Source organism: Shewanella sp. FJAT-51649 (assembly GCF_019457435.1).
Taxonomy (GTDB): Bacteria; Pseudomonadota; Gammaproteobacteria; order Enterobacterales; family Shewanellaceae; genus Shewanella; species Shewanella mangrovisoli.
The window spans coordinates 2,898,404-2,924,653 of the sequence record NZ_CP080411.1; the positions used below are offsets into that span (position 1 = coordinate 2,898,404).

Here is a 26,250-nt window from a genome sequence, read left to right on the forward strand (position 1 = left end):
ACATACCCCTTTGATATATGCGTGAAATACGCCCTAAAAACAACAGTAGGATTAACCTATGCGACGTTTGTATCCTGTCTGCGCGCTAGCCATGCTCAGCGCCTGCAGCCCTAATTCGGCCCAGCCCGATGCCAACAGCAGTACAGCACTGAAACCCGTGCAAATGAATGAAGCACGCTTTAGAGACGATATTAAAAACCTTTCCTCCGATGAGTTTGAAGGCCGCGCCCCCACCACCCACGGTGAAAAGCTCACCTTAGACTATCTGTCTAAAGCCTTTGCCGAAATGGGGCTCAAAGGCGCCTACCAAGGCAGTTTTTTACAACCTGTACCTATGGTGAGTTATACCGCCGCCGAAGCGCAGCAAATCAGCTTGGCGGGACTTCCATTAACCTATCGCAAAGATATCGTCTTAAACAGTCGCCACGATAATGGCGGCGTCAATATCGAAAACGCGCCCTTAGTGTTTGTTGGCTACGGTGTGAATGCACCTGAATATGGCTGGAACGATTACCAAGATGTGGATATGAAAGGCAAAATTGCGGTGATCCTTGTGAACGATCCCGGCTTTGCCCGCCCTGACTCTGGCAAGTTTAACGGTAAAGCCATGACCTACTATGGTCGCTGGAGTTACAAATTTGAAGAAGCCAGCCGCCAAGGCGCGCTCGGCGCATTGATCATTCACGATACAGAGCCTGCTTCTTATCCTTGGTCCGTGGTTGAAAACAGCTGGACTGGCGCGCAGCAGGATTTAGTCCTCAGCAAAGCCGAGCAAGACAGTCGCGTGCAAGTCGAAGGCTGGTTAACCTTAGATGCTGCAACACAATTATTTGAAAAAGCGGGTTTATCCCTACCAACACTGATGGCGCGCGCCGCCGATAGTCCAATTAACTTACCCCTTGAGCAAACGGCCAACATCGCCTTTAAAAACAAAGCCGAATACGCCAACAGCTATAACGTTGTCGCCACCCTTCCTGGCACTAAGCAAGCCGATGAGCAAATCCTGTTTACGGGCCACTGGGACCATATTGGCAAAGATGACAGTAAAGAAGGCGATAAGATTTACAACGGTGCCATGGATAACGCATCGGGCATTGCGGGCATTTTAGAAATCGCCAGACAACTGGCCGATAACGCCAAACAGGGCCACGGCTTAGCGCGCTCGGTGACCTTTATCGCGACGACAGGTGAAGAGCAAGGTTTACTCGGCTCACGCTATTACGCTGCCAACCCAATCTACCCCATTGATAAAACAGTGGCAGTACTCAACTTAGATAGCACCAATATTTATGGAAAAACCAAGGACTTCACTATCGTCGGTAAAGGCAAGTCCGAGCTTGAAAACTACTTAGTCGATGCCGCCAAACAGCAAAACCGTATTGCTTTGGGTGAAAAGAATCCTGCGTCGGGCGGATTCTTCCGCTCTGATCACTTCAGCTTTGCCAAACTTGGCGTGCCTGCGGTCTTTGCCGGTGGAGGAAGCGAACCCATAGATGCTGCAACCGCAAGCTATAAGACTCAAATGCAAGCGACCATGAAGGGCTGCTACCACAATGTCTGCGATGAATACCATGAAGACTGGGATCTGAGCGGTGCGATTCAAGATCTCGAAGTTTACTATCAGGTGACTCGCACCTTAGGTAACAGCCAAGATTGGCCTGGCTATTATCAAGGCACTGAGTTCAACAGCCTGCGTCCTGCCAAAACGGAACTTGCCACGGCCGCAAAGTAAACACTTGAAAACGATTCATCGCTGAAACATCACATAAGGCACCTTGAGAGGTGCCTTATTATTTGATGAGCCGCCCCACTTTAGACTCACTGTTTGAGCTTAACTGTAACAACACGTGCAATGACAGCCGATAAGTTGCTTATTAAATCAGCAATATTTGCGCTTGGACCACTATCTTGCTCACATTTATCATGATTTTGCCAAAAACGGATTTTCTTGAGTCAACATTATGTATTTGCCAATATCCCGCTTCGGAACCAACAATCAAAAACACTTTATTCATAAAAATACGAAATTAATTAAATAAACATCAAATAAAAGTATTTTTAAAATAAATTAAACACAGCAAAAACACCATAAATAGAACAAATCATCAAAAATAGTATTTGGCAAAATTCCGAATCGCTGGCACATTGATACTCAATTGAGACATCCTCAAATGAAATACAGCGGTTTAGGAGTGGGATTATGTGTTCGATTTTTTCAATTTTAGATATTCAATCCGATGCGAAAGAGCTGCGCCAAGTGGCACTGGAAATGTCCAAACTGATGCGCCATCGCGGCCCCGATTGGTCAGGCATTTACGCCAGCGATAAAGCAATTTTGGCCCATGAGCGCTTGGCGATTGTCGATATTGAACACGGTGCGCAGCCACTACTAACCGAAGACGGCAGCCTTATCCTCGCGGTCAACGGTGAGATCTACAACCATAAAGAACTCAAAGCCCAACTCGGCGATAAATACAGCTATCAAACCAACTCTGACTGTGAAGTCATCTTGGCACTTTACCAGGAATATGGCACTGAATTCCTTGATAAATTAAACGGTATTTTCGCCTTCGTACTCTACGATAAAGCCAAAGACGCCTACCTTATTGGCCGCGATCATATGGGTATTATCCCGCTCTACACTGGGCGTGATGCGGCGGGTAACTTCTACGTTGCCTCCGAAATGAAGGCACTGATGCCTGTCTGTAAAACCGTGGCCGAATTCCAGCCAGGGCAATATCTGTACTCAAGCATCGGTGAGCCAGTGCAATACTACACTCGCGATTGGCAGAGCTTCGATGCAGTGAAAGATAACGGCGCCAGCCAAGAAGAATTACGTGATGCCCTCGAAGCCGCCGTTAAGCGCCAATTGATGTCCGACGTGCCCTACGGCGTGTTGTTGTCTGGCGGTTTAGATTCATCGGTGATCTCAGCCATTACCCAAACCTTTGCCAAGCGCCGTATCGAAGATGACGATCAAAGTGGCGCTTGGTGGCCGCAGCTGCACTCTTTTGCTGTCGGTTTAAAAGGCGCGCCGGATTTAGCCGCCGCTAAGAAGGTCGCCGATGCGATTGGTACCATTCACCACGAGATCAACTTTACCTTCCAAGAGGGTTTAGATGCGATTAAAGAAGTCATCTACCACTTAGAAACCTATGATGTGACCACCATTCGTGCCGCGACACCTATGTACCTAATGGCGCGTAAAATCAAGGCGATGGGGATCAAAATGGTGTTATCGGGTGAAGGCGCCGACGAACTCTTTGGCGGTTACTTGTACTTCCATAAGGCGCCAAACGCGCAGGCCTTCCACGAGGAACTCGTGCGTAAACTGGATAAACTGCATCTGTTCGATTGTCTGCGCGCCAACAAAGCCATGGCGGCGTGGGGACTCGAAGCCCGCGTGCCTTTCCTCGACAAGGAATTTATGGATGTGGCGATGCGTATCAACCCTGAGGCGAAAATGTCTAAGGATGGCCGCATTGAGAAACACATTCTGCGCCAAGCCTTTGAGCATAAATTGCCAAAAGAAGTCGCTTGGCGTCAAAAGGAGCAATTCAGCGATGGCGTGGGTTACTCTTGGATCGATGGTTTAAAGGCCCATGCTGCAGAGCAAGTAGACGACTTACAACTGGCTAACGCGAAGTTCCGCTTCCCGTACAACACGCCAGAAACCAAGGAAGCCTATTTCTACCGTTGTTTCTTTGAGGAGCATTATCCATTGCCAAGCGCCGCCGAAACGGTTCCCGGTGGCAAGTCGGTCGCCTGCTCTACTCCAGAAGCGCTGGCATGGGATGAAAGCCTACGTGGCATTATCGACCCCTCTGGCCGCGCCGTACGCTCAGTGCATGCCGCCAGCTATTAATCGCTGACGCATGCCATCAAGATAAAAGCCACCCTAGGGTGGCTTTTATCTTTAACTATCTAACTCTTTAAGACTTGGATTTAGCTTGACCACATGGCGCCAAACATAAATGCTGCTTTGAAATATCACCTTGAGATCGAACAAATAACCTAGGCCGATATCGCCAACGGTGCAACGGGCGTCGCATCGTTAGCCTTGGCAATTTGCCAAGAAGACGTTGCAAGAAACGCCTTCCCCGCCTTTATCCCCTGCTGGTAATCAATGCGTAAATCCGCATCTGTGCTACCTAACAACTTGCTCTGTAAGGGCGCCTTCGCAAAAATCTGCACAATTTCAACATCATCGGGAAGATTGGCAATAAAATCTAACTCGGCTTGATAGGCCTCTTCATGCTGCACTAAGTAATCAATGGTCTTGGGGCAAAAACCAGAGACACAGATCCACGATTTAAGCTTATGTACCCAAGCCGATTGGGCTTGAAAGTCCTCATTGACTGTTCTCACGACCACAATTTTGCGGGCGCCACGTTTATACGCCTCACGCACGGGCAGCGGGGCCGCTAAGCCGCCATCGAGGTAAAAGTCTTGCTCGGGCTCGAGTGTCGCATCGCTATGATTAGCAGATCCAATCCCTAACCAAGGCGTTAACTTGACCCCCTGTTTATATAAAAAAGGCAAGGCGCTAGAGGCTTTGAGTAGTTCACGCCAGTGCTCATGACTGGTTGGACTCAAGAAATACCCTTGACGATCAGAGACTCGCGTGGTGGTGATAAGGAGCTCTCGCCCATTAAGGGAATGACTGGCCGCCGCTAAATCCAGCTTAAAACTGCCACGCTGAGTCTGCTCGAAATACCAGTCGAGATCGATCACATTGGCACCAATCAAACCACGCCCTAACTGATAGAAGCGTTTATGGCGCGTAAGACCCCGGATGAGTTTTTTGGCGTAACCCTTTTGCCTGGCTAAAAAACTGGTCAAGTTTTGCGAGCCTGCTGAGGTACCAATCAATAAATCAAAAGGGTCGAATTCCGCCTCGAGCCAAGCATCGAGTACGCCCGCGGTAAAAATGCCGCGCTGGCCACCGCCTTCTGCAATTAACGCCACTTTCGGCGCGGTAACAGATTGAGAGGCAGAAGATAAATGGCTAATCGGCGGCATAACTGACCTTATCGCAACAAAGACGCAATGGAGAATAGATAAGCTCAGTCTAAACAAAGATTGTCACAGTCAAAAACGGATAGAACCTATCGTTGTAATCGATAAATGAAATATGAGAAGCGTTTCATGCGGATCATGGCATGGTTAGCAGCAATGCTAAAACACGCATGCACATTAAAAGGTATAGTTAAATTTATCTTTAGATACAATACCTTGATAAGAAACCTACGCCCGCGCATCATCACGCGGGCATAGATTACACTTGGAAGCTTTACCCTAGAACTTATGGGTCAATTCGAGGGTGACATTACGTGGCTCACCGGGGAAATGGCCATTGCGCTCACTAAACCCGCTAACAGCATATTCCTTGTCGAAGATATTCTTCAGATTTACGCGCACTTGGGTTTGATCCCATTGGGTCGTCCAGCTCATATCAAACACTGTATGGGGTTTCACCGTTTGACCATTGAGGCTAAATTGCTCGCCCACATAGTCCATCCCAAAAGCAATCGCCGAATCAATCGCTTGAATATCGTAACGCGTCCATAAACCCGCTTGATGACGCGGCGCATTGGCAAAGTGTTTGCCGTCGCCAAAGGTGTTGGTCAAACTGTCGTTGGTCACGCCTTTAATTACTTCGGTATCGTTATAGGCATAGTTGGCCGTTACGGTAAGGTTATCTGTGAGATCCCCCACCAGCGTCCATTCCACCCCTTGGCTGCGTACTTCACCTAAATTGACTAAGTTAGGAATACCATCGTCATCCCCGGTATCTAGAGGGTTTGCCTGGGCCACATTTTGTTTTTCAATGCGGTAGAGTGCAAGCGTGGTCATAAACTGGCCATCGAGCCATTCGTTTTTCATCCCAAGTTCTATTTGATTACCGGTTTCGGGTTCGAGTGCGCCGTCACTTTTAATACTCTCTTGATCCGACAATGATGCCGGATTAAAGCTCTCTGAGTAGTTCAAATAGAAAGACATAGATTCGATTGGACGATAATTCAGCCCAGCCCTTGGGGTAATAGCATTATCGCTAAAGGAGAATCCGGTCTTTTTATCGTAATCATCAAACTGGCTAAAGCGTAGACCCGCAATTAAAGACCACTGCTCGTTGAAATGCAGATGTTCTTGCAGATAAAGGCCAAAACGGTTGGAGCGAGTACCGTCGGTATCCATGTCTTTTAACTGATAAGTACTCGGATTAGTTTCTCCGTAATTCAGCTCAAAGATATTGAGATTACCCACGCCTTCCTTGCTGGTCGCCAACTTGTAATGGTATTCGGTTTCGACATAATGATAATCACCACCAAACAGGAACTCATGCTCAAAACCTAAGGCATTAAAACGATAAACAAAATCATTGGTTAAACTAATTTCGTCATTGGCACGGGATTGGACACGATATTCACGTTTGATGGTGCCATCGGCGCTGTTTGCCTTACCATCACCGTTCACATCGACCCAACCACGGGATTCGTGATATTGCTGATCGGATTCATTATTCAGATAACGAATTTGAGTTTTTACCGAAAAATCATCACTAAATTGATGATCGAGAATCGCTTGCAGCACCAAGGCATCCATTTTCTGGAAGTCGCTCTTCTCGTTGGCATTGTAGGAAGGGTCAACGAGGAAATTCCCCGCATCATCCACGGGTACACCACGGAGTCGATTACCGCCCAAATCCTGTCTTATCAGATCGAATGTGGTGGTCAGCTTAGTATCGTCACTGATTTCATACAGTAAGCCACCAGCCACTTCGGCGTTTAAACTATCGGCATTGTTACGAAAGCTATCTTCCTGTTGATAATAGCCTCCCAATCGATAGGCTAAATCCTCGGTTAAGCCGCCGGTGAAATCCAGCGAGCCGCCCATCATGTCGTAGCTGCCCGTGCTTAGAGTGAGCTCTTTACGCTCGACAAAGGTTGGTTTTTTCGTCACATAGTTAATCATGCCGCCGGGTTCACCGCCGCCATAGAGTGCCGATGCCGGGCCTTTTAATACCTCAACCCGCTGCACGTTGAACAGTTGTGGCACCGAGAATCCCGAATACGGGTCGCCACGCACGCCATCGTAAAACACGTTGGCATCGTCGCGAAAGCCACGAAAAGTCACGCCGGAATAGCTAAATTCACTCACACCGGCAATGGATCGGTATAAGTCAGTAATATTGCGGGCGGCTTGGTCGTCAATCAGTTGCTCGGTCAGCACTTGTACTGACTGCGGCAGCTCCATCACATTAATTGCCGTTTTAGTGCCGATTTCCGTCTCTTTATCGACATACATCTGCATGGCGCGACCACGCACGACAATGCGCTCTGGCGCCTTAGTCTCAGCTTGTGCGCTGGCTTGTGCTTCGGCCTGTGTGTTGGTTTGTATATCGGCTTGTGCCGTTGAAGCACTTTCTTGTTCGGGTTGACGCTCTTGAGCGTTAGGCGCAGCCGCAAAGACCATATGCGGCATCAGGGCAAGCGTTAGTATTGAATAGGCAAAACGTGATTTCACAAAGTCCCCCAACCTTGAGCAAACCTGTGGTTTACCCATGTCATCTAAAATGTGCCGTCATTATAAAGTTTGATTACTAGATGACAATAATTCTCATTTAAATTTACATCGGTCGGGATTTGTAACAATTGTAAAGAGAGTCCACTCTTTATGTATGGATATAGCTGCATGGCTCTTAGTGCATAGTTCTTAGTATCTGGATCTTAGTGCATAGTTCTTAGTATCTGGATCTTAGTGCATAGCTCTTACTGAATGGCGCTTAATAAAAGCCATCTTAATAAAAAAGCCAGCATCACGCTGCTGGCTTTGACTGGTTGTAACACTTTGAAGGTAAACTTAAAAAATCGCCTCATCGAGCGTGGTTAACATCTCACTCGCCTGCTCCAATTGTTTACGCAGACTGCGGCTCTGCACGGCCCAATACGCCATGTAAAACTCCGCCGTTTTCAGTTTAGCCTGGTAAAAGTCGGCCTCTTGCGTGCCATTTTCGAGCGCAGTCAGGGCAATCTTCGCCATACGCGCCCACATCCAGGCAAGGGCAGTAATGCCAAATAACTCGAGATACGCCATCGATGCCGCGCCGATAATGTCGGGATTGCTGGCCGCATGGGTCGCTAAATAACCGCTCGCCTTTTGTAAATCGGTGGCACAATCCATTAGCCCACTGACATAGGGCTGCATTTGCGGATCTTTGCCCTGTGATTGAATAAACTCAGTCACTAGCGCAGACCATTGCTGCATGGCAGCGCCGCGATCGCTCAGCAATTTACGCCCAACTAAATCGAGCGCCTGAATGCCATTTGTGCCTTCATAAATCAAAGCGATACGGCTATCACGCACGAATTGTTCCATTCCCCACTCGTGGATATAGCCATGGCCGCCAAACACTTGCTGGGCATCCACACAGGCGTTAAAACCCCGGTTTGTGATAAAGCCTTTCACCACAGGTGTAAATAACGCCGCTAACTGGGCAGCCACTTTCGCCTTGGCAGGATCGCTATGACGCTCTGCCTCATCGAGCCACAGCGCCTGCTGACCAACGAGTGCCCGGGCACCTTCATTAAAGGCTTTTTGCGATAACAACATTCGGCGCACATCACCGTGAACCAAAATCGGATCGGCGGCTTTTTCGGGCGCCTTAGCCCCACTGATAGCACGGCTCTGCAATCTGTCTTTGGCGTAGGCCAAGGCATTTTGATAGGCGATTTCGGACACGCCTAATCCCTGCATCCCGACACCAAGGCGCGCTTGGTTCATCATGGTAAACATGGCACGCAGCCCTTGATGGGGTTCGCCGACTAACTCACCGAGTGCCCCCTCAAATACCATCACGCAGGTTGAATTGCCGTGGATCCCCATCTTGTGCTCAAGGCCGCTAGCATAGAGGCTGTTCGCCTCACCTAAACTGCCATCACTGTTGACTAACACTTTGGGCACGGCAAACAGCGAAATCCCCTTCACCCCTTCGGGGGCATCGGGTAAACGGGCGAGCACCAAGTGCACTATGTTATCGGTAAATTGATGGTCGCCCGAGGAGATAAAAATCTTCTCGCCAGTGATGGCAAAATAGCCGTCCGCCGCGGGAACGGCCTTAGTACGCAGCAGTGCTAAGTCAGTTCCAGCATGAGATTCGGTTAGGTTCATGGTGCCAGTCCATTCACCACTCACTAATTTGGCTAAATACTTCTGTTTCAGCGCCTCACTGCCGTGGGCATGAATGGCCGCATAGGCACCATGGGTAAGGCCGGGATACATGGCAAAGGCCATGTTGGTCGAGGTTTGCATCTCGGTGGCGAAAATACCGACCACTTCGGGCAGTCCTTGGCCGCCATAGGCGGGATCGCAGGTCAGTGTAGGCCAGCCATTGTCGACAAACTGCTGATAGGCGTCGGCAAAACCTTCGGGAGTAACCACTTTGCCATCAACGAGTTTGCAGCCCTGCACATCCCCCACGCTATTTAACGGTAACATCACCTCAGTACTGAAATCCGCCATTCCTTGGAGGATGGCATCGACCAGATCGGGGTCGATTTCATCGAAGCCTTTTAGGGCATCTTGCTGATAAATATGCAACATTTCATCGAGGATAAATTGATAGTCACGTAGTGGTGCTTGATAGACTGGCATAATCGCTTCCCTTTCTTGTTTTATGGCAATGAACTAAGTGCTCTGACCACTTTAGCTAAATCTGTTGAAAAAGGAAGCATCTGGACCTTGGCACAATGACTTTTGTTTACACAATCGAACAGCGAAACCGTAAATTGATCGCAACAAAGGCTTATGCTCAAGTGCAAAAGTTTGTAAGCTAAGTGCCTGTATTGCTGATACGTCATCAGGTTAAGGATATTGTTACTATGGGTTCTGTTACCACCAAAAAACACGCAAACGGACTCGATTATGTCGAAGTAAACACTGCGTTATGCCAAGCAAGGATTTTTTTACAGGGCGCGCAAATCGATCATTTTCAACCCGTAGGTAAGCCGCCCTTGTTATGGGTGTCTTCGGCGGATGACTATCAACCCGGTAATGGGATCCGTGGCGGTGTACCTGTCTGCTGGCCTTGGTTTGGCATGAGCAACCAAGCTAATTTTCCACAACATGGTTTTGCCCGTACCCGTATTTGGACACTCGAGTCGGTTGAGATGCGTAATCAATTGGTAGATTTGCGTTTCAGCTTAACGATCAGCGAAGAAGATAAGGTCTTTTGGCCGCACCATACCCAAGTCAACGTCCTCTTTACCTTAGGTGAAACCTTAAGTATCAGCTTAGTTAATACTAACCTTGGCGATGTGCCCGTAACGCTCACTCAAGCATTACACAGCTATTTTCCAATTGAAGATATTCACCAACTTAAAGCCACGGGTTTTAGTGGTGCTCAATATATTGAGTTTGCCGAAGGGCCTTACCCGCAAACGACAGATGATGTGCTATTCGACCGCGAAACCGACCGTGTGTACACCAACCTAGGCCCAGTACAACACTTACATACGCCCCAAGGTGTGATTGAAGTGAGCCGCGAAAATAGCCACTCAGCCGTGCTGTGGAATCCATGGATTGAAAAATCGACTCGCCTTGCCCGCTTTAATGACGATGACTATCTGACTATGGTGTGTTTAGAAGCCGCCAATGTGCTCGAAGATAAATTAACGCTGGCTCCCGGTGAGAGCCACAGTTTAGTCACCCATATTCGCTGGGCAGACTAATCCGTTTTTGTTGATACACCATCAATGAAAAAGCCCAGTGCATGACTGGGCTTTTTTATGCCATCAAATTTATGATGGCCATCTATTAGGCAACAACCTACTTAGTGCTTTTCTCAAAACGCGCTAACAAGCTTGAGGTGTCCCAACGATTACCGCCCATCGCTTGAACTTCAGAATAAAACTGATCCACTAGCGCGGTTAAGGGTAAGTGCGAGCCATTGCGGCGAGCTTCTTCTAGGGCAATGCCTAAATCCTTACGCATCCAATCGACGGCAAAACCAAAATCATAGCTTTGGCCCCACATAGTTTTGTAGCGATTTTCCATCTGCCAACTTTGCGCCGCGCCTTTACTGATCACTTCAACCACTTTTTCACCGTCAAGACCTGCCTTACGGGCAAATTGCAGCGCTTCGGCAAGGCCTTGAACCACACCTGCGATACAAATTTGGTTGACCATCTTAGTGAGCTGGCCTGCACCAACCTCACCTAAACGCTCTGCGCAGCGCGCAAACGCTTCGATAACGGGCTTAACACGCTCGAACACGGCTTGATCGCCACCGACCATTACGGTCAGTACGCCATTTTCGGCGCCAGCTTGGCCACCCGATACAGGCGCATCGAGAAAATCGATGCCTTTTTCGGCCAGCACTTTATGTAATTCACGGGCCACATCGGCAGATGCCGTCGTATGGTCAACTAATACTGTGCCTGGCGCCATGCCATGGATCACGCCATCATTGCCTAATACCACTTCACGCAAGTCGTTATCGTTGCCTACGCAGGTAAAAACAATATCTTGGCCAATAGCCGCTTCTTTAGGCGTTGGGCAGCAACGACCGCCGTAATTCTCGACCCAAGTTTGTGCCTTGGCAAAAGTGCGGTTATACACAGTAACCTCATGGCCCTTGTTGAGTAAGTGTCTTGCCATGGGGTAACCCATTACGCCTAAACCAATAAATGCGACTTTTGCCATGAGGAATTCCTTTAATTGATAAACAAGATGAAACGTTTTACACCACACATTTGGACTGCGTTCATTAACACCGCCAGATTGACAATACTGAGTTGACCACAATGGACTAACGACACGCAGGATGCGCGCTTATGTTACTCCGAGAAAGACCCGACCTAAACTAAAAAAATGCGAGCAAGTGTTTCAACTTACAGGGTCAATCGGTAGAGAAAACGCTGGCGGCAGTGTAGCACTCGCTTAGGCGAGCGTCAGAGCAAAAGCGCCCTTGGCAGCAAACGCAGTGTTCGACAGAAACAACAAAGGCGCACTAAGGCGCCTTTGTATTTTAATCACAAACCAAAATCACTTTTGCACGTGGGCTTCCATTTCGGCGCCAATTTTCTTACGCATTTCCATTAAACGCAGCGCAGAATCACGCAGGTGAATATCATGCTCAGTCTGCGGCACCCATTCAGGCACAGGTGTCGGTTGTCCGTTTTCATCTACGGCCACCATGATAACGATACAGTGAGTCGTGAGATGGCGCTCAGAGACCTTAGGATCCCCTGCACGCACATCAATACCGATATGCATCGAAGTCTTGCCAGTATAAATCACCTTGGCACTGACTTCGACAATATTGCCCACGAGGATCGGTTGTACAAATCGAATTCCCCCCGCATAGGCGGTAATGCAATATTTACCACTCCAACCTGCGGCGCAGGCATAGGCTGCAAGGTCAATCCATTTCATCACAGCGCCGCCGTGAACCTTACCACCAAAATTCACATCCGCAGGCTCAGACAAAAATCTCAGGGTAATTTGTCTATCGATACCAGCCATATAACCTCAACTTATTCAGCCTCTGTGGCTCAATGATTTTGCAATAAGTTGAGTTTACGATAGAAATGCGCAATAGCGTAAAGATAATTGCGATTGTCCCAGTGAAGAGAACTGATTTAGCCAAAGTAGCTTATCAGCCCGCAGGAGAGCAATAATCCCGGCAACGCCAGGCGATACAACCACAGCTGTAATTGACTGCTGACAAAGCGAGTGCCCTTGCCATAAGTGTAAATACCCAACCCAGCCAAAAACAGCCCAATCACTTCAAATCCCGATGACATATGGTTGCTGCCACCGACACTGATGGCAGTCACCAACAACGCGAACCACACCAGCACATATGCCGCAATCGCAAAGGTGAAGGTCTTCATGCCGATATCCATATTAGGATGCCAAACTTTGGATTCACCACGGATAAGTTCGGTCAAATTTGCGGTTACGGCGCCAACGATTGGCACAAGCGGGATCACCAGAGGGTTTAACATGACAAGCATCCTTTTAAGCGATATATGCCTGTCATTATCGGCGGCAAGCTGGATTAAACAAGCTTGATGAACAAAGGTTAACTATTTGGATATCAGCACGTTAGAAAGTGACATTCGGCACAATTCGAGCATAAAAAATGCGCCAATTGGCGCATTTTTTATCGAGCTAACCGCTGTTTAAACTTTCTTAAACAGCAATGAACCGTTAGTACCACCAAAACCGAAGGAGTTACATAGAGCGTACTCTAACTTCACATCGCGGGCGGTGTGCGCCACGAAGTCTAAATCACAACCTTCGTCTGGATTATCGAGGTTGATGGTCGGTGGTACAGCTTGGTCGCGTAGTGCAAGCAGGGTGAAAATCGCTTCCACCGCACCCGCAGCGCCCAGCAAGTGACCCGTCATAGACTTAGTCGAGCTGACTAGCAGATTATAAGCGTGGTCACCAAACACAGATTTCACCGCGGCCGCTTCGGCTTTATCGCCCGCAGGAGTTGAAGTGCCGTGGGCATTGATATAGCCAATTTTCTCAAATGGCAGTTTGGCATCATTCACTGCATTGACCATAGCCGCAGCAGCGCCCGCACCATCGCTTGGTGGCGATGTCATATGGAACGCATCACCGCTCATACCAAAGCCGACCAGCTCACCATAAATGGTCGCGCCGCGCGCCTTAGCGTGCTCGTATTCTTCCATCACCATCACACCCGCGCCATCGCCGATGACAAAACCATCACGGTCTTTGTCCCACGGACGGCTGGCCGCGGTTGGGTCATCGTTACGGGTCGACAGCGCTTTAGCTGCGCCAAAACCACCCACGCCTAATGGACAAGTGACATCTTCGGCGCCCCCGGCAACCATCACGTCGGCATCGCCATAGGCGATAGTACGCGCCGCAAAACCGATATTGTGCACACCAGTAGTACAAGCGGTCGTAACGGCAAAGTTAGGGCCAGTCATACCGTACATAATCGATAAATGGCCAGCAATCATATTGATGATGGTGCTAGGCACGAAGAAAGGCGAAATCTTACGGGGGCCACCGCTTAATAGCGCGCTGTGGTTTTGTTCGATTAACCACATGCCGCCCATGCCCGCACCAATTGCGGTACCGACGCGGCCAGGATTTACTTTGCTCATATCCAGACCCGAGTCTTGGATAGCTTGGATGCCAGCAGCCATACCATACTGAATAAAGAGGTCCATTTTACGGGCGTCTTTCTTGGTTAAGTACTGCTCAACATCAAAATCTTTTACAGAACCACTGAAACGAGTGGTGAATTCGCTGGCATCAAATTTGGTTATAGGTGCAATACCACTCTTACCCGAAAGCAGCGCCTTCCAAGTAGTATCGACAGTATTACCCACGGGAGTTACTAACCCTAAACCGGTTACCACTACACGACGTTTAGACACGGCAGTCACCTTTTAATGCTAAATAGATAAGGTTATGACAGATAACGGTGTTTCTATCATAAAGAGTCTTCGCCAATCTGCGGCGAGCATCTCATGGACAAATGCAACACAGCTTCCAGAGACGATTGAATGGCACTATTGCAGAATTGGGCGGGGCTAAAACAAAAACAGGCGGCATATTTGCCGCCTGTTCTCTAGAATTCAGAATTACTGATTCTTAGAAACGTAATCGATCGCTGCTTGAACAGTAGTGATCTTTTCAGCTTCTTCATCAGGGATCTCGGTATCAAACTCTTCTTCCAGAGCCATAACCAACTCAACAGTGTCCAGAGAATCTGCACCCAGATCGTCAACGAAAGATGCCGCTGGTTTAACGTCTTCTTCTTTAACGCCCAGTTGCTCTACAATGATTTTCTTTACACGTTCTTCGATGTTGCTCATTAGTTTTCTTTCCTATTCAAATTACGCACTTGCGTAAGATTGCGAGTAGTTTATTAGATTTGGCTGACAATGCAAGCTTAGTTTTCGTGGTCTAACCACGAAATTTAGCGACCAATTGATACAGATCACTACTCAGTTGCGACAGTATCCCTGCCATCCGCCCTTAAACCATGTACATTCCGCCATTCACATGCAAGGTCTCGCCTGTGATATAAGCGGCAGAATCCGACGCTAAGAAGAGTACGGCATTAGCAATCTCTTGCGCTTGCCCTAATCGTTCCATCGGAACCTGAGACATGATAGCTTTTTGCTGATCTTCGGTCAGCTCATCAGTCATATCGGTCTGGATAAATCCAGGAGCGATAGCATTAACTGTAATTTGACGAGATGCAACCTCTCTTGCAAGAGATTTTGTAAATCCGATCAAACCAGCCTTTGCAGCCGAGTAGTTAACTTGACCTGCATTGCCCATAGTGCCTACCACTGAACCAATATTGATGATCCGGCCGAAGCGCTTTTTCATCATGGTACGCATCACAGGTTTTGATAGTCTGAACAATGATGTCAGGTTGGTATCGATGATATCGTTCCATTCATCATCTTTCATTCGCATCAGCAAGTTATCACGGGTGATACCCGCGTTGTTGACTAGAATATCAACATCACCCGCTTTTTCTTTGATCGAATCGAATAAATCGGTGACGGATTGACTATCGGTAACATTAAGCACTAAACCAAAACCTTTGTCACCCAGATATTCTTGAATTGCTGCGGCGCCCTTCTCACTTGTGGCAGTTCCTACCACAATCGCACCGGCTTCGACTAAGGTTTCGGCAATCGCGCGGCCAATACCACGGCTCGCGCCTGTCACTAAGGCAACTTTGCCCGCTAAACTCAGATTGATACTCATACAAACTCCTTATTCAGTTAACGCGGCAAGGGATGCAACGTCATTAACTGCTTGGGCAGAAAGAGATTTATTAATGCGTTTCGCAAGACCTGTCAATACTTTACCAGGACCACACTCAACTAACTGGGTAATACCTTTTTCGGCCATTAATTCAACGGTTTCGCTCCAGCGTACTGGGCAATACAGTTGACGAACTAGCGCATCTTTAATGTCGGCAACCGCAGTGGGTGATGCCACATCTACGTTATTGATAACAGTGATGCTTGGCGCATTAAACTGTACATCGTTTAACGCAAGGGCTAATTTATCAGCGGCAGGTTTCATTAATGCGCAGTGTGATGGCACGCTGACAGGCAACGCAACCGCCATTTTGGCGCCCGCCGCTTTACAGGCCGCAGCAGCACGTTCAACCGCCTCTTTTTGACCCGCGATAACCACTTGGCCTGGGCTGTTAAAGTTAACAGGGCTCACCACTTCGCCTTGGGCGGCTTCAATACACGCATTAGCAATGCCGTCATTATCCAGGCCGATAATCGCGTACATGGCGCCAGTACCGGCTGGTACGGCTTGCTGCATCAGTTGACCACGGAGCTCAACCAGTTTGATCGCATCTTTAAAGTCGATTACACCAGCACAAACTAATGCAGAATATTCACCCAAGCTATGGCCCGCTAACATCGCTGGCATGGCCTTGCCAGAAGCAACATAGGCACGCCAAATCGCCACACTTGCGGCTAATAAGGCAGGCTGGGTTTTATCGGTTTCATTTAAGGTTTCAACGGGGCCATCTTGCACTAATGCCCACAGATCATACCCTAACACTTCACTCGCTTCGGCAAAGGTTTGTCCCACAATCGGCTGCGCACCAGCCAGCTCGGCTAACATGCCTAGGGCCTGTGAACCTTGGCCTGGGAATACAAAAGCTACATTTTCCATATCAAATTACCTATGGCGAACTTAATTTATTGAACACTAAACCGCTATCTTGGACAGCAAGCCAAGATAACGATAGTTAGGAATTTAGTCGTATCCAGATACGGTTAAAAACGGACGAGCGCACTGCCCCACGCAAAACCGGCCCCGAAGGCTTCGAGCAGCAATAGATGGCCACGTTGGATCCGGCCATCACGCACAGCTTCGTCTAAGGCAATCGGTACCGACGCCGCCGAGGTATTACCGTGTTTGGCAAGGGTTAACACCACTTTATCTAAGCTCATGTCTAACTTTTTCGCCGTGGCATTAATAATGCGGAAGTTAGCCTGATGGGGAACCAACCAGTCGATTTCCGACTTATCGATATTATTCAGGCGTAATGTTTCAGTGACAACATGGGATAACTGAGTCACCGCCACTTTAAAGACGTCATTGCCTTTCATGGTCATAAAACCAACCGCCTCAGAGGTTTCTCCCTGACGAGGTGGGAAGGCGCACTTAAGCAAGTCACCTTGACGACCATCCGCATAAATATGGGTTGAAATAATCCCTGGCTCATCGGAAGCACCGATAACCGCCGCCCCAGCACCATCACCAAATAGGATAATAGTAGTGCGATCTTCTGGCTCACACAGACGGGATAATACGTCAGCGCCAATCACGAGGACTTTTTTCGCGGTACCATTTTTAACGAATTGGTCCGCCACGGATAAGGCATACACAAAACCTGAACAAGCCGCCGCAATATCAAAGGCTGGAATGGTGTGTACGCCGAGCATGGCTTGAATTTCGCAGGCCGCCGCAGGGAACGCATTTGCCGCACTGGTGGTGCCACAAATGATCATATCTAACTCTGATGCTTCTATGCCGGCCATTTCGAGCGCCTTTAATGCCGCCTGATAGCCCATAGTTGAGACAGTTTCGTCTTGCGCCGCGATGCGACGCTCTGAAATACCTGTACGTTCAACAATCCATTGGTCACTGGTTTCCACCATTTTTTCCAAATCTTGATTGCTACGCACCTGCACTGGCAGATAACTACCAGTTCCGAGAATTTTTGTATGCATAAGGAGAAATCAGTTATTTATATCTAAAAGAATCGACTCCAAACGATCTTTTATCATTTCGGGGAGTCGACGTTGCGCTTCAGTCACTGCCAAACTAATTGCTTGTAAATAGGCAGTTTCATCCGCATTTCCATGGCTCTTTACAACTATGCCGCGCAATCCTATCAGACTTGCACCATTATAGTGGTCGGGGTTCATCTGGCTGAGGACCGCCTGAATGCGTGGGGCGATGAGTTTTGCCAAAAAACGCACGAAGAAACCTTGGGTTAGGCCACGTTTTAACTGATGAACCAATAACTTGGCAATGCCTTCAGAGGTTTTGAGCGTGATGTTACCCACAAAACCATCACAAACGATCACATCCACATTGCCCGAATAGATTTCATCACCTTCGATAAAGCCGGTGTAATTAATCTGATCGGTGTTTTGCAGTATTTGCGCCGCCTGTTGAACCTGATCGTTGCCTTTGATTTCTTCTGTGCCCACATTAAGGAGTGCAACTTTAGGGCGGGATTTTTTATCCACCGCCTCGCACAACACAGAGCCCATCACGGCAAATTGGAAAAGCGTTTCTGAATCGCAGGAGATATTGGCACCTAAGTCCAATAAATAAACTGGCTTTTGCGTGACCGAGGGTAAACAACTGACCAACGCAGGTCTGTCTACACCGGGCAAGGTCTTCAATAACACCTTGGCCATGGCCATCAAGGCACCAGTATTACCCGCACTCACACACGCCGCAGCGCGTCCATCTCGCACCAGTTCAATCGATAAGCGCATCGAACTATTCTTGCGGGTACGTAAAGCGTGCACGGGTCTATCGGACATACTCACCACTTCATCGGTGTGAATGACTTCAATACGTGAGAGTAACGGTTGTTCTGCTTGACGCAGATAGACATCAATTTCAGTCTTATCGCCGACTAAAATGATTTTAAGGGAAGAGTGAGATTTTAGTGCCCGCAAGGCTGCAGGCACCGTGACGTGGGGGCCATGATCGCCACCCATCGCATCTAACGCGAGCGTCAGACTCGTCATTAGGAAACCAACAAATTACTTGTTGATTACCTTTTTACCGCGATAGAAACCATCAGCAGTCACGTTGTGACGCATATGGACTTCACCGCTGGTAGCGTCAACAGACAGCTGAGCAGTGCTCAGTGCGTCATGTGAACGGCGCATACCGCGCTTAGAACGAGATTTTTTATTCTGTTGTACAGCCATTGGCCCTGTCTCCTAGATTACTTGCTCTTCAGTTTTTCTAACACTGCAAACGGATTTGGACGCTCCTCTTGAGCGGGTTCGATCTCGCCTACAACTATGTCCATTGACCCGATGTTGCAATCAGTTTCTTCATGCATCGGGATGATAGGCATAGCGACTATCAATTCATCTTCGATCAATTGATGCAGACGTACTTCGCCAATCTCATTGCACTCAATTGGGTCATACGCATCCGGGAGCTCATCGATTTCTGCCTTAGTCCGGCATGGACCGAAGCAAAACTCGACCGTAACCTCAGTGGTAAATAGCGTCATGCAACGTTGACAAACCAGAGTGAGCTCCGTCACAGCCTTCCCTTTCAGGTAGACTATCCCCTGCAAATCTACGCCACATTCAATCGACACTGCCACATCGGAACAGTCGCCGGCACATAACTCATTTAATCTTCTCAATTGCTGCCCAGGCACTATCCCCTCATAGGTAGAACGGCTCGAGGCGGCGCGAAAAGGATCAATTGAAACCGGTATCTTTACTGTTTGCATAAGGCGCGCATATTATAGTTTGAAAACGCTAGAGTCAAAGAAAAATTTCTAACTTAAGTCCCAGTTTGCGACTTAAGTGATTCTCTAGCCCCAACATTGAAATTAACGGAAGCGAAATTTTACCCAAGCACGGGGCGGCGCACAAGCGTAAGCCGTCTAAAATAGCCGCACTCATCGTAAGAATCCCCGATTACCGCCCCAAAGTCATGCTATCTGCCACCACTCGCTTGCATTCAAGCGGCTAGGTTAGCGACAATGAGTCAGGTTTTCTTATGGATTTTACCGATGACGCCCCAGTTAATCCTCGCTTCCACCTCTGTTTACCGACAAGCACTATTACAAAAGTTAGGCTTAGCCTTTGAAACTTGCAATCCGGATATCGATGAAAGCCCCATGGCAAATGAGTCCGCCCAAGACTTAGTCTTACGACTCGCAAAAGCCAAGGCTGAGGCAGGAGCAAGCCATTTTCCACATGGATTAATTATAGGCTCAGATCAGGTCGCCGTGATTGACGGCAAGATTATTGGTAAGCCATTAAATCGAGACAATGCGATCAAGCAGCTCAGCCAAGCCTCGGGCAAAGCAATCACCTTTTATACGGGTCTTGCGCTCTATGATGCCAAGACTGGAGAAGTGACAGCTCAGGTCGAACCTTTCACCGTGCATTTTCGTCAGCTGACGGCCGCGCAAATCGCCGCTTATGTCGATAAAGAGCAACCTTTTTATTGTGCGGGTAGCTTTAAGAGTGAAGGATTAGGGATTGCCTTGTTTAATCGCTTAGAAGGCCGAGATCCTAACACCCTGATTGGGCTGCCCTTAATACTGTTAACTGAAATGCTGCTCACTCAAGGAATCGATGTCTTAGCCGACTAGCGTGAAGCGGTTATTAAGGTTACATGACGCAAGTGCGACTCAATATGGGCAAGCTAGATGACACTTGGCCATATCGCTTGCTCAGATGATTCAAAAAGCATTTGGATTACTCACGGTGCAAGTTTTCAGTGCTCATTAATCTGCACTAATGAGTCCATCACTATAAATGCAGCAAGAGTTTTTCTGGGGAATCAATTAAGGCAATAGGATTGGCTTGCTGGAGCATTGCTTCATTATGGGCGCCGTAAGTCACGCCCACAGCGTCAATCCCCGCATTCGCCGCCATGGTCAAATCCAACAAAGAGTCTCCGACCATCAAGGCTCGTTCAGGCTGAACACCTAACTCCTGCAGCAGACTTAAGATCATTTCAGGATGGGGTTTACTCTGCGCCTCATCGGCGCAGCGTGAAGCAATAAAATAGTGACCTAAGTCGGATTGCTCCCATACACGCACTAAACCTGCTCTCGCCTTACCCGTCGCGACGGCTAGTTGGTACCCTGCAGTTGATAATGATTCGAGTAATTGGGGGGCTTGGTTAAAAATCGGCGTTGGCGTGGTATCAAGGTGCAAATACTGCGTCTTGAACTCGGCGCGCATCTTAATATAGCAATCATCGGTGCCCACAAGCGCTTGAGCAGCATTTTCTTGTGTTGCACTCGCAGCTGCGTTAATCGGCTGCCCTGAAGTCAAACCTGCGGGAAATAACACCTGTAACGCCTTCGTCATCGACAAGCCAATCACATTGCGAATATCCGCCTCAGCAGGCACGGGTAACGCCAGCGCCCTTGCCATATTCTCAATGCAAACAACAATCTTGCCGATGGAATCCATTAACGTGCCATCCCAATCAAAAATCACTAAATCATATTTTCGTTGGGTTGAATGGCTCTCTGACACTTTCACGCTCTCAAGTTATCCATGGGTAATAGGCGCAGAAAAAACGCTAAGCGCGCTTTAACTTGCCGAGCAGTTGTTGCAAATTATCATCAAGCGGCGCTGAGACTCGCATCACCTCATCGTTTTCAGGATGAATAAACATTAACTCTGCCGCATGTAAAAACAGTCGAGTCAGACCCAGTGAGCGCATACTGTCATCGAACGCCTGCTCGCTGTATTTTTCATCACAGGCGATGGGATGTCCCATATATTGGCAATGCACCCGAATTTGGTGGGTACGTCCTGTTACAGGGCTCGCCTGCACAAGCGTACAACCCTGATAACGCTGTACAATTTTAAAACGCGTTTCAGAAGGTTTACCTTCGGCATTGACTCGAACGATACGCTCGCCCGACTTAAGTGTCAGTTTTAACAGTGGTTGCTTAACCACTTTATCCTGCGCCGACCACTCACCTTTAACTAAGGCCAAGTAATCCTTTTGCATCTTTTTATAACGCAGTTGGTCATGCATATGCTTAAGCGCACTGCGTTTTTTCGCCACCAGTAACACGCCCGAGGTGTCTTTATCGAGACGGTGAACCAGTTCTAAAAACTTTTGTTGTGGACGTAACGACCGTAGCGCTTCAATCACACCATAATCGACGCCACTGCCACCATGCACCGCAATCCCCGCAGGTTTATTTAATACAATCAGATGATTGTCTTCATGCAAAATACGGTCTTCAAGCTGTGACACTCTGCTCAAGTTTGCTGAAGGCGCGGTGCGATTGTCCTGCTCAGCCATTCTGACCGGCGGCACGCGAACCACATCACCGATTTGCAATTTGTACTCGGGCTTAATGCGTTTTTTATTCACCCGTACCTCGCCCTTACGGACGATACGGTAAATCATGCTCTTAGGAACGCCCTTGAGCACTGTGATTAAAAAATTGTCGATTCGTTGGTCGAGGTGGTCTTCGTCAATCGTGATCAACTGCACCTGTAGCTGTGGAGATTCTGTATTCATGATGTGCCATCTGCTTAAAACGGCGGCCATTGTACAACACTTAAGAAGAATTGTGCCTTTCCATTGCTGAATTTTTTGATTATTGCTATATTTCACCAGCGATTAGGGATAAGCCGTGAATAAAGTGTTCACAAGGTCCCAGTCCCAAGTGAAAAGCTTTATAGATTAAAAAAGATTTTCTTGATAGCAACTCATTGATTTGCAAATCGTATACTGAGTAAAAATACCACAAATGCGTTTTTTACGATTAAATCGAGAATCTAACCTTACTTTGACTAGGTTTATCTAAAGTTTTTCTCACCGATTTCGAAATATATTTTAACTTGTCGTCAGACAAACCGATTCGACTTGGGCATTACCGGAACGAAATGAAAGAATTTATGGGGTTGGTTGATGTTTTACAACGAATTCCTTGTTTTTGTAATCATTAAAAAATAAGCCATAAATAGGATGCGACACGCAGCGACTGCGTCTAACAGTAATGCGCACCTTGCCTAGCCACCAGCCGTGAGGCTTCGTTGACCTACTGCTAGGCCCGTAATGCAGCGAAACGCGATTGTTTGATGACCTCCATTTAAAGAAGAATGACGTCATCATGAAACGTATGTTAATCAATGCAACTCAATCAGAAGAGTTGCGTGTTGCCCTGGTTGACGGGCAACAACTGTACGATCTGGATATTGAAAGTCCTGGTCACGAACAAAAAAAATCCAACATTTACAAGGGTAAAATTACCCGCGTAGAACCCTCTTTAGAAGCCGCTTTCGTTGATTATGGTGCCGAGCGCCACGGCTTTTTACCGCTAAAAGAAATCGCCAGAGAATACTTCCCTAAAGGTTATTCTTTCCAAGGTCGCCCAAACATCAAAGAAGTGGTCAGTGAAGGACAAGAAGTTATTGTTCAAATTGACAAAGAAGAGCGCGGCAACAAAGGTGCGGCACTGACGACCTTTATTAGTTTAGCGGGTTCTTACTTAGTCTTGATGCCAAACAACCCTCGTGCTGGCGGTATTTCTCGCCGTATCGAAGGTGACGAGCGCACAGAATTAAAAGAAGCGATGGCCGATTTAGAAGTCCCAGCGGGTATGGGCCTTATCGTGCGCACCGCAGGTGTTGGCAAAGAATCGACTGAACTGAAGTGGGACTTAAAAGTTCTTCAGCACCACTGGGCTGCGATTACCGAAGCGGCGCAAAGTAAACCAGCGCCTTTCTTAATTCACCAAGAAAGTAACGTGATTGTGCGTGCAATTCGTGACTATCTGCGCCGCGATGTTGGCGAGATTTTAATCGACCACCCACGTATTTTTGAAGAAGCCAAACAGCATATCGCATTGGTACGCCCTGATTTTGTTGAGCGTGTAAAACTCTACGAAGCCGAAGTGCCATTGTTCACTCACTTCCAAATCGAGTCGCAAATCGAATCGGCGTTCCAACGTGAAGTGCGTCTGCCATCGGGCGGTTCGATTGTTATCGACCCGACTGAAGCTTTAACCTCAATCGATATCAACTCTGCCCGCGCAACTAAGGGCGGCGATATCGAAGAAACCGCATTAAACACCAACCTTGAAGCCGCCGATGAGATTGCCCGTCAATTACGTCTGCGAGACTTAGGTGGTTTAGTCGTTATCGACTTTATCGATATGACGCCAGTGCGCCATCAACGTGAAGTTGAAAACCGCCTGCGTGATGCCGTGCACCACGACCGTGCCCGCGTGCAATTAGGCCGCATTTCTCGTTTCGGTCTGATGGAAATGTCGCGTCAACGTCTGCGTCCTTCGTTAGAAGAATCGGCTGCGCATATCTGCCCTCGCTGTCATGGCCAAGGCACTATCCGCAGTACCGAATCTTTAGCACTGTCGATTCTGCGTTTGATGGAAGAAGAAGCCATCAAAGAAAACACCTCACAAATCGAAGCCATTGTGCCTGTCGATGTAGCGGCCTTCCTGCTGAACGAAAAACGCAAAGCGATTCGTATCACAGAGCAACGCCATGATGTGGAAGTCTATGTGATCCCAGATCCGCACATGATGACTCCAGATTATCGTGTGATTCGTCACCGCACTGACGATGAAATCGATGAATCCAGCTACAAGCGCATCGAACAGCCAGAAGCCAAGTTATACGAGCCCCGTAAACTGGAACGCACTGCTGCGCCAGCACCAGCCCTAAAAGGCTTCACTGCACCACAGAAAGTAGAACAAGCCGCCGCACCAGCTGCCAACAAAGTGGAAGCAACCGAGCCAGGTTTCTTCAGCAAACTGTTCAGTGCTATTGGCGCCTTCTTCAGCTCAAGCGATAAGCCTGCGGCTGAAAAGACCACAGAAACCAAAAAGTCTGACAGCCAAACGGCCAATGCGAACCGTCGTAATCGTCGTAATGACACTCGCCGTACTCGCAATAACCAAGATGCAGACAAAGCGAAAGAAGGCACCCGCGAGCCACGCACCCGCAATGCCAAGAAGTCGGCTGATGCACCTCAGGCTCAGGAGCGTCCAGCTCGTGAAAAAGACGAGAATGCAAAACGCACTAAGCCAGAGCCTAAAAGCCGTAACCAAGCACCAAAAGAAGTAGTAGCAGAATCTCAAGACGACACGCCAAAGCAAGAAGTGGCCCGTGAGCGTCGTCAGCGCCGTAACATGCGTCGTAAAGTACGCATCGATAACGCCAATGACACCACTGAAACGCCAATTCAAGAAGAAGTGGTATTAGCCGAAGTGGCCGCTGTTAATGCTGCCAATACTGACGTTGCAACTGAACCACAAGCTGAAACCAAAGCACCTCGCTCACGTCGCCAACCACGCAAAGAAGCTGCGGTTGCCAACGAAACAGTAGAAGCGGCAGATGCAGTAAGCCAAGCTGAAGCAAGTGCTGAAGTGGCTGTAGAAGCGCCTGTAGTAGAAAACCGTGCTGATGCGCCTGCTAACGTAGCAGAAAGCGTAAAGACTGAAGCCGAGACCGATGCGGATAACGCAGACGTCAGCGCCGATGCAGATGATAAAGCGAAACGTGAATCTCGCGATGGACAACGTCGTAGTCGCCGCAGCCCACGTCATTTAAGAGCAGCTGGTCAACGTCGTCGCCGTGATGAAGATGAGCAAGGCGCCTCTGCACCTGCACAATTCGTACCAAACGACGCACTGGGTGAAGATCAGGACTACCCAGCTCCAAGCGCTCAAACGGCAGAAGCAGCTGAGACCACTGAAGCAAAAGCAATTGAAGTTGCGGCTGAACCGACTGTGACTCCTCCTGCAACTGTAGTCGAAGCAGCAGATGTCAATGTGGTTACTGAAACCACCGCCAATAACGCTGTTGAGACTGAAGTTATTGAGGCTGTCGCTACCGAGCATGTGGCTGAGATTAAAGCTGAACCAACAGAAGTTCCAGCAGACACGGCAGTAAACAACAAGGCTGAGACAAGCGTTAAAACTGAAGAAGTTGCTGTTGAGCCAGCTAAAGCCGTAGAAGTAGCAGTTGATGCTGTTGTTACCCCAGCCGAAACTCCAGCTCAATCGAAGGCTGAGGCAAAGGCCGTTGCCGTCGAAGCCGTAACGCTTGAAGCAGACAAAGCCGAAGCAAAAGAAGCCGTAAAATCTGTGGCCTCTGCGCCAATGGCAAAACCTGCACCTATCGTTAAACCACAGGCAAAACCCGTTGTGACTCAAGCCGCAGCAGCGCCTACAGCAGAAGCGGTGGTGAGCAAACCCAAAGCGACGAGTCGTTTTGGTTCTATGGTGTCATCAGAAATGACCAAGCCAACGGTAGAAGTTAGAGCTCAGGTAGAAGTACCAAAAGGTCGCGAGTATGACAGTGTCGCCTCCGCCGAAGCGGCTGCGCCTAAACTGAAACACAGCAACAGCGCTGAATCGGATATGGCTCGTCCATAATCCTCAACCCGTTGCGAAAAAAGCCATGCTCTTGCGTGGCTTTTTTA

At 48.4% G+C, this 26,250-nt stretch carries 21 protein-coding genes; 5 read left to right on the forward strand and 16 right to left on the reverse strand.

The features are described 5' to 3' along the window. The first annotated feature begins 58 nt into the window (after positions 1–58). Entirely contained in the window at positions 59–1,732 is a 1,674-nt protein-coding gene (locus tag K0H59_RS12900; RefSeq protein ID WP_220053344.1) for a M28 family metallopeptidase, read from the forward strand. Positions 1,733–2,200: 468 nt separating this feature from the next. Beyond that, positions 2,201–3,865, forward strand: coding sequence for an asparagine synthase B (asnB, locus tag K0H59_RS12905; protein WP_011717455.1), 1,665 nt, complete (start codon positions 2,201–2,203; stop codon positions 3,863–3,865). Between the two features lie 149 nt (positions 3,866–4,014). Here asnB and K0H59_RS12910 read toward each other — a convergent pair whose 3' ends face one another. The 3 genes from K0H59_RS12910 to K0H59_RS12920 all read right to left on the reverse strand — a co-directional run bounded on the left by K0H59_RS12910 (position 4,015) and on the right by K0H59_RS12920 (position 9,654). Then, a complete protein-coding gene (locus K0H59_RS12910) occupies positions 4,015–5,022 on the reverse strand; it encodes a patatin family protein (protein ID WP_220053345.1) in 1,008 nt (335 codons plus the stop codon). A 276-nt stretch (positions 5,023–5,298) separates the two neighbouring features. Next, positions 5,299–7,527 carry a TonB-dependent siderophore receptor gene (locus K0H59_RS12915; protein WP_220053346.1) on the reverse strand — a complete coding sequence of 743 codons (2,229 nt, stop codon included), beginning with the start codon at positions 7,525–7,527 and terminating at the stop codon, positions 5,299–5,301. Positions 7,528–7,863: 336 nt separating this feature from the next. After that, the gene (locus tag K0H59_RS12920; RefSeq protein WP_220053347.1) at positions 7,864–9,654 is read right to left on the reverse strand and encodes an acyl-CoA dehydrogenase C-terminal domain-containing protein; all 1,791 of its coding nucleotides are present in this window, start codon (positions 9,652–9,654) and stop codon (positions 7,864–7,866) included. Between the two features lie 227 nt (positions 9,655–9,881). Between K0H59_RS12920 and K0H59_RS12925 the strand changes: the two genes are divergently transcribed. Further along, positions 9,882–10,730, forward strand: a complete 849-nt coding sequence (locus K0H59_RS12925) for a D-hexose-6-phosphate mutarotase (RefSeq protein ID WP_220053348.1) — start codon at positions 9,882–9,884, stop codon at positions 10,728–10,730. A gap of 97 nt (positions 10,731–10,827) precedes the next feature. On the opposite strand, the gene K0H59_RS12930 is transcribed toward K0H59_RS12925, so the two are convergent. The 11 genes from K0H59_RS12930 to yceD form a co-directional block, all read right to left on the reverse strand. After that, positions 10,828–11,703: an NAD(P)-dependent oxidoreductase gene (locus tag K0H59_RS12930; RefSeq protein WP_220053349.1), complete on the reverse strand. Its 876-nt coding sequence runs from the start codon at positions 11,701–11,703 to the stop codon at positions 10,828–10,830. A gap of 342 nt (positions 11,704–12,045) precedes the next feature. Next, positions 12,046–12,525 carry an acyl-CoA thioesterase gene (locus K0H59_RS12935; RefSeq protein ID WP_011623149.1) on the reverse strand — a complete coding sequence of 160 codons (480 nt, stop codon included), beginning with the start codon at positions 12,523–12,525 and terminating at the stop codon, positions 12,046–12,048. 116 nt (positions 12,526–12,641) lie between these two features. After that, positions 12,642–13,010, reverse strand: a complete 369-nt coding sequence (locus K0H59_RS12940; protein WP_039978490.1) for a hypothetical protein — start codon at positions 13,008–13,010, stop codon at positions 12,642–12,644. Between the two features lie 177 nt (positions 13,011–13,187). Next, positions 13,188–14,426: a beta-ketoacyl-ACP synthase II gene (gene fabF, locus K0H59_RS12945; protein WP_039978489.1), complete on the reverse strand. Its 1,239-nt coding sequence runs from the start codon at positions 14,424–14,426 to the stop codon at positions 13,188–13,190. A gap of 207 nt (positions 14,427–14,633) precedes the next feature. Next, on the reverse strand, positions 14,634–14,867 hold the full coding sequence (gene acpP, locus K0H59_RS12950) for an acyl carrier protein (RefSeq protein WP_006081231.1): 234 nt from the start codon (positions 14,865–14,867) through the stop codon (positions 14,634–14,636). Between the two features lie 163 nt (positions 14,868–15,030). Continuing rightward, a complete protein-coding gene (gene fabG / locus K0H59_RS12955) occupies positions 15,031–15,765 on the reverse strand; it encodes a 3-oxoacyl-ACP reductase FabG (protein WP_197062292.1) in 735 nt (244 codons plus the stop codon). A 21-nt stretch (positions 15,766–15,786) separates the two neighbouring features. Next, positions 15,787–16,713 (reverse strand): ACP S-malonyltransferase, encoded by a 927-nt coding sequence (fabD, locus tag K0H59_RS12960; protein ID WP_011623153.1) that lies wholly within the window; start codon positions 16,711–16,713, stop codon positions 15,787–15,789. A gap of 104 nt (positions 16,714–16,817) precedes the next feature. Next, positions 16,818–17,777, reverse strand: coding sequence for a beta-ketoacyl-ACP synthase III (locus tag K0H59_RS12965; protein ID WP_220053350.1), 960 nt, complete (start codon positions 17,775–17,777; stop codon positions 16,818–16,820). A gap of 9 nt (positions 17,778–17,786) precedes the next feature. Beyond that, positions 17,787–18,815 (reverse strand): phosphate acyltransferase PlsX, encoded by a 1,029-nt coding sequence (plsX, locus tag K0H59_RS12970; RefSeq protein WP_023267848.1) that lies wholly within the window; start codon positions 18,813–18,815, stop codon positions 17,787–17,789. A gap of 15 nt (positions 18,816–18,830) precedes the next feature. Next, a complete protein-coding gene (gene rpmF, locus K0H59_RS12975; RefSeq protein WP_011072715.1) occupies positions 18,831–19,001 on the reverse strand; it encodes a 50S ribosomal protein L32 in 171 nt (56 codons plus the stop codon). Between the two features lie 17 nt (positions 19,002–19,018). Next, positions 19,019–19,543 carry a 23S rRNA accumulation protein YceD gene (yceD, locus tag K0H59_RS12980; RefSeq protein WP_023267847.1) on the reverse strand — a complete coding sequence of 175 codons (525 nt, stop codon included), beginning with the start codon at positions 19,541–19,543 and terminating at the stop codon, positions 19,019–19,021. Positions 19,544–19,828: 285 nt separating this feature from the next. Between yceD and K0H59_RS12985 the strand changes: the two genes are divergently transcribed. Next, positions 19,829–20,416: a nucleoside triphosphate pyrophosphatase gene (locus K0H59_RS12985; RefSeq protein ID WP_220055603.1), complete on the forward strand. Its 588-nt coding sequence runs from the start codon at positions 19,829–19,831 to the stop codon at positions 20,414–20,416. Positions 20,417–20,576: 160 nt separating this feature from the next. Here K0H59_RS12985 and K0H59_RS12990 read toward each other — a convergent pair whose 3' ends face one another. Together K0H59_RS12990 and rluC are read right to left on the reverse strand one after the other, a co-directional pair. After that, complete coding sequence (locus K0H59_RS12990) at positions 20,577–21,248, reverse strand: HAD-IA family hydrolase (protein ID WP_408733581.1); 672 nt, start codon at positions 21,246–21,248, stop codon at positions 20,577–20,579. A 112-nt stretch (positions 21,249–21,360) separates the two neighbouring features. Beyond that, entirely contained in the window at positions 21,361–22,320 is a 960-nt protein-coding gene (gene rluC, locus K0H59_RS12995) for a 23S rRNA pseudouridine(955/2504/2580) synthase RluC (protein ID WP_088211697.1), read from the reverse strand. A gap of 595 nt (positions 22,321–22,915) precedes the next feature. Between rluC and rne the strand changes: the two genes are divergently transcribed. Further along, positions 22,916–26,203 (forward strand): ribonuclease E, encoded by a 3,288-nt coding sequence (gene rne, locus K0H59_RS13000; protein ID WP_220053351.1) that lies wholly within the window; start codon positions 22,916–22,918, stop codon positions 26,201–26,203. The last annotated feature ends 47 nt before the right edge of the window (positions 26,204–26,250 follow it).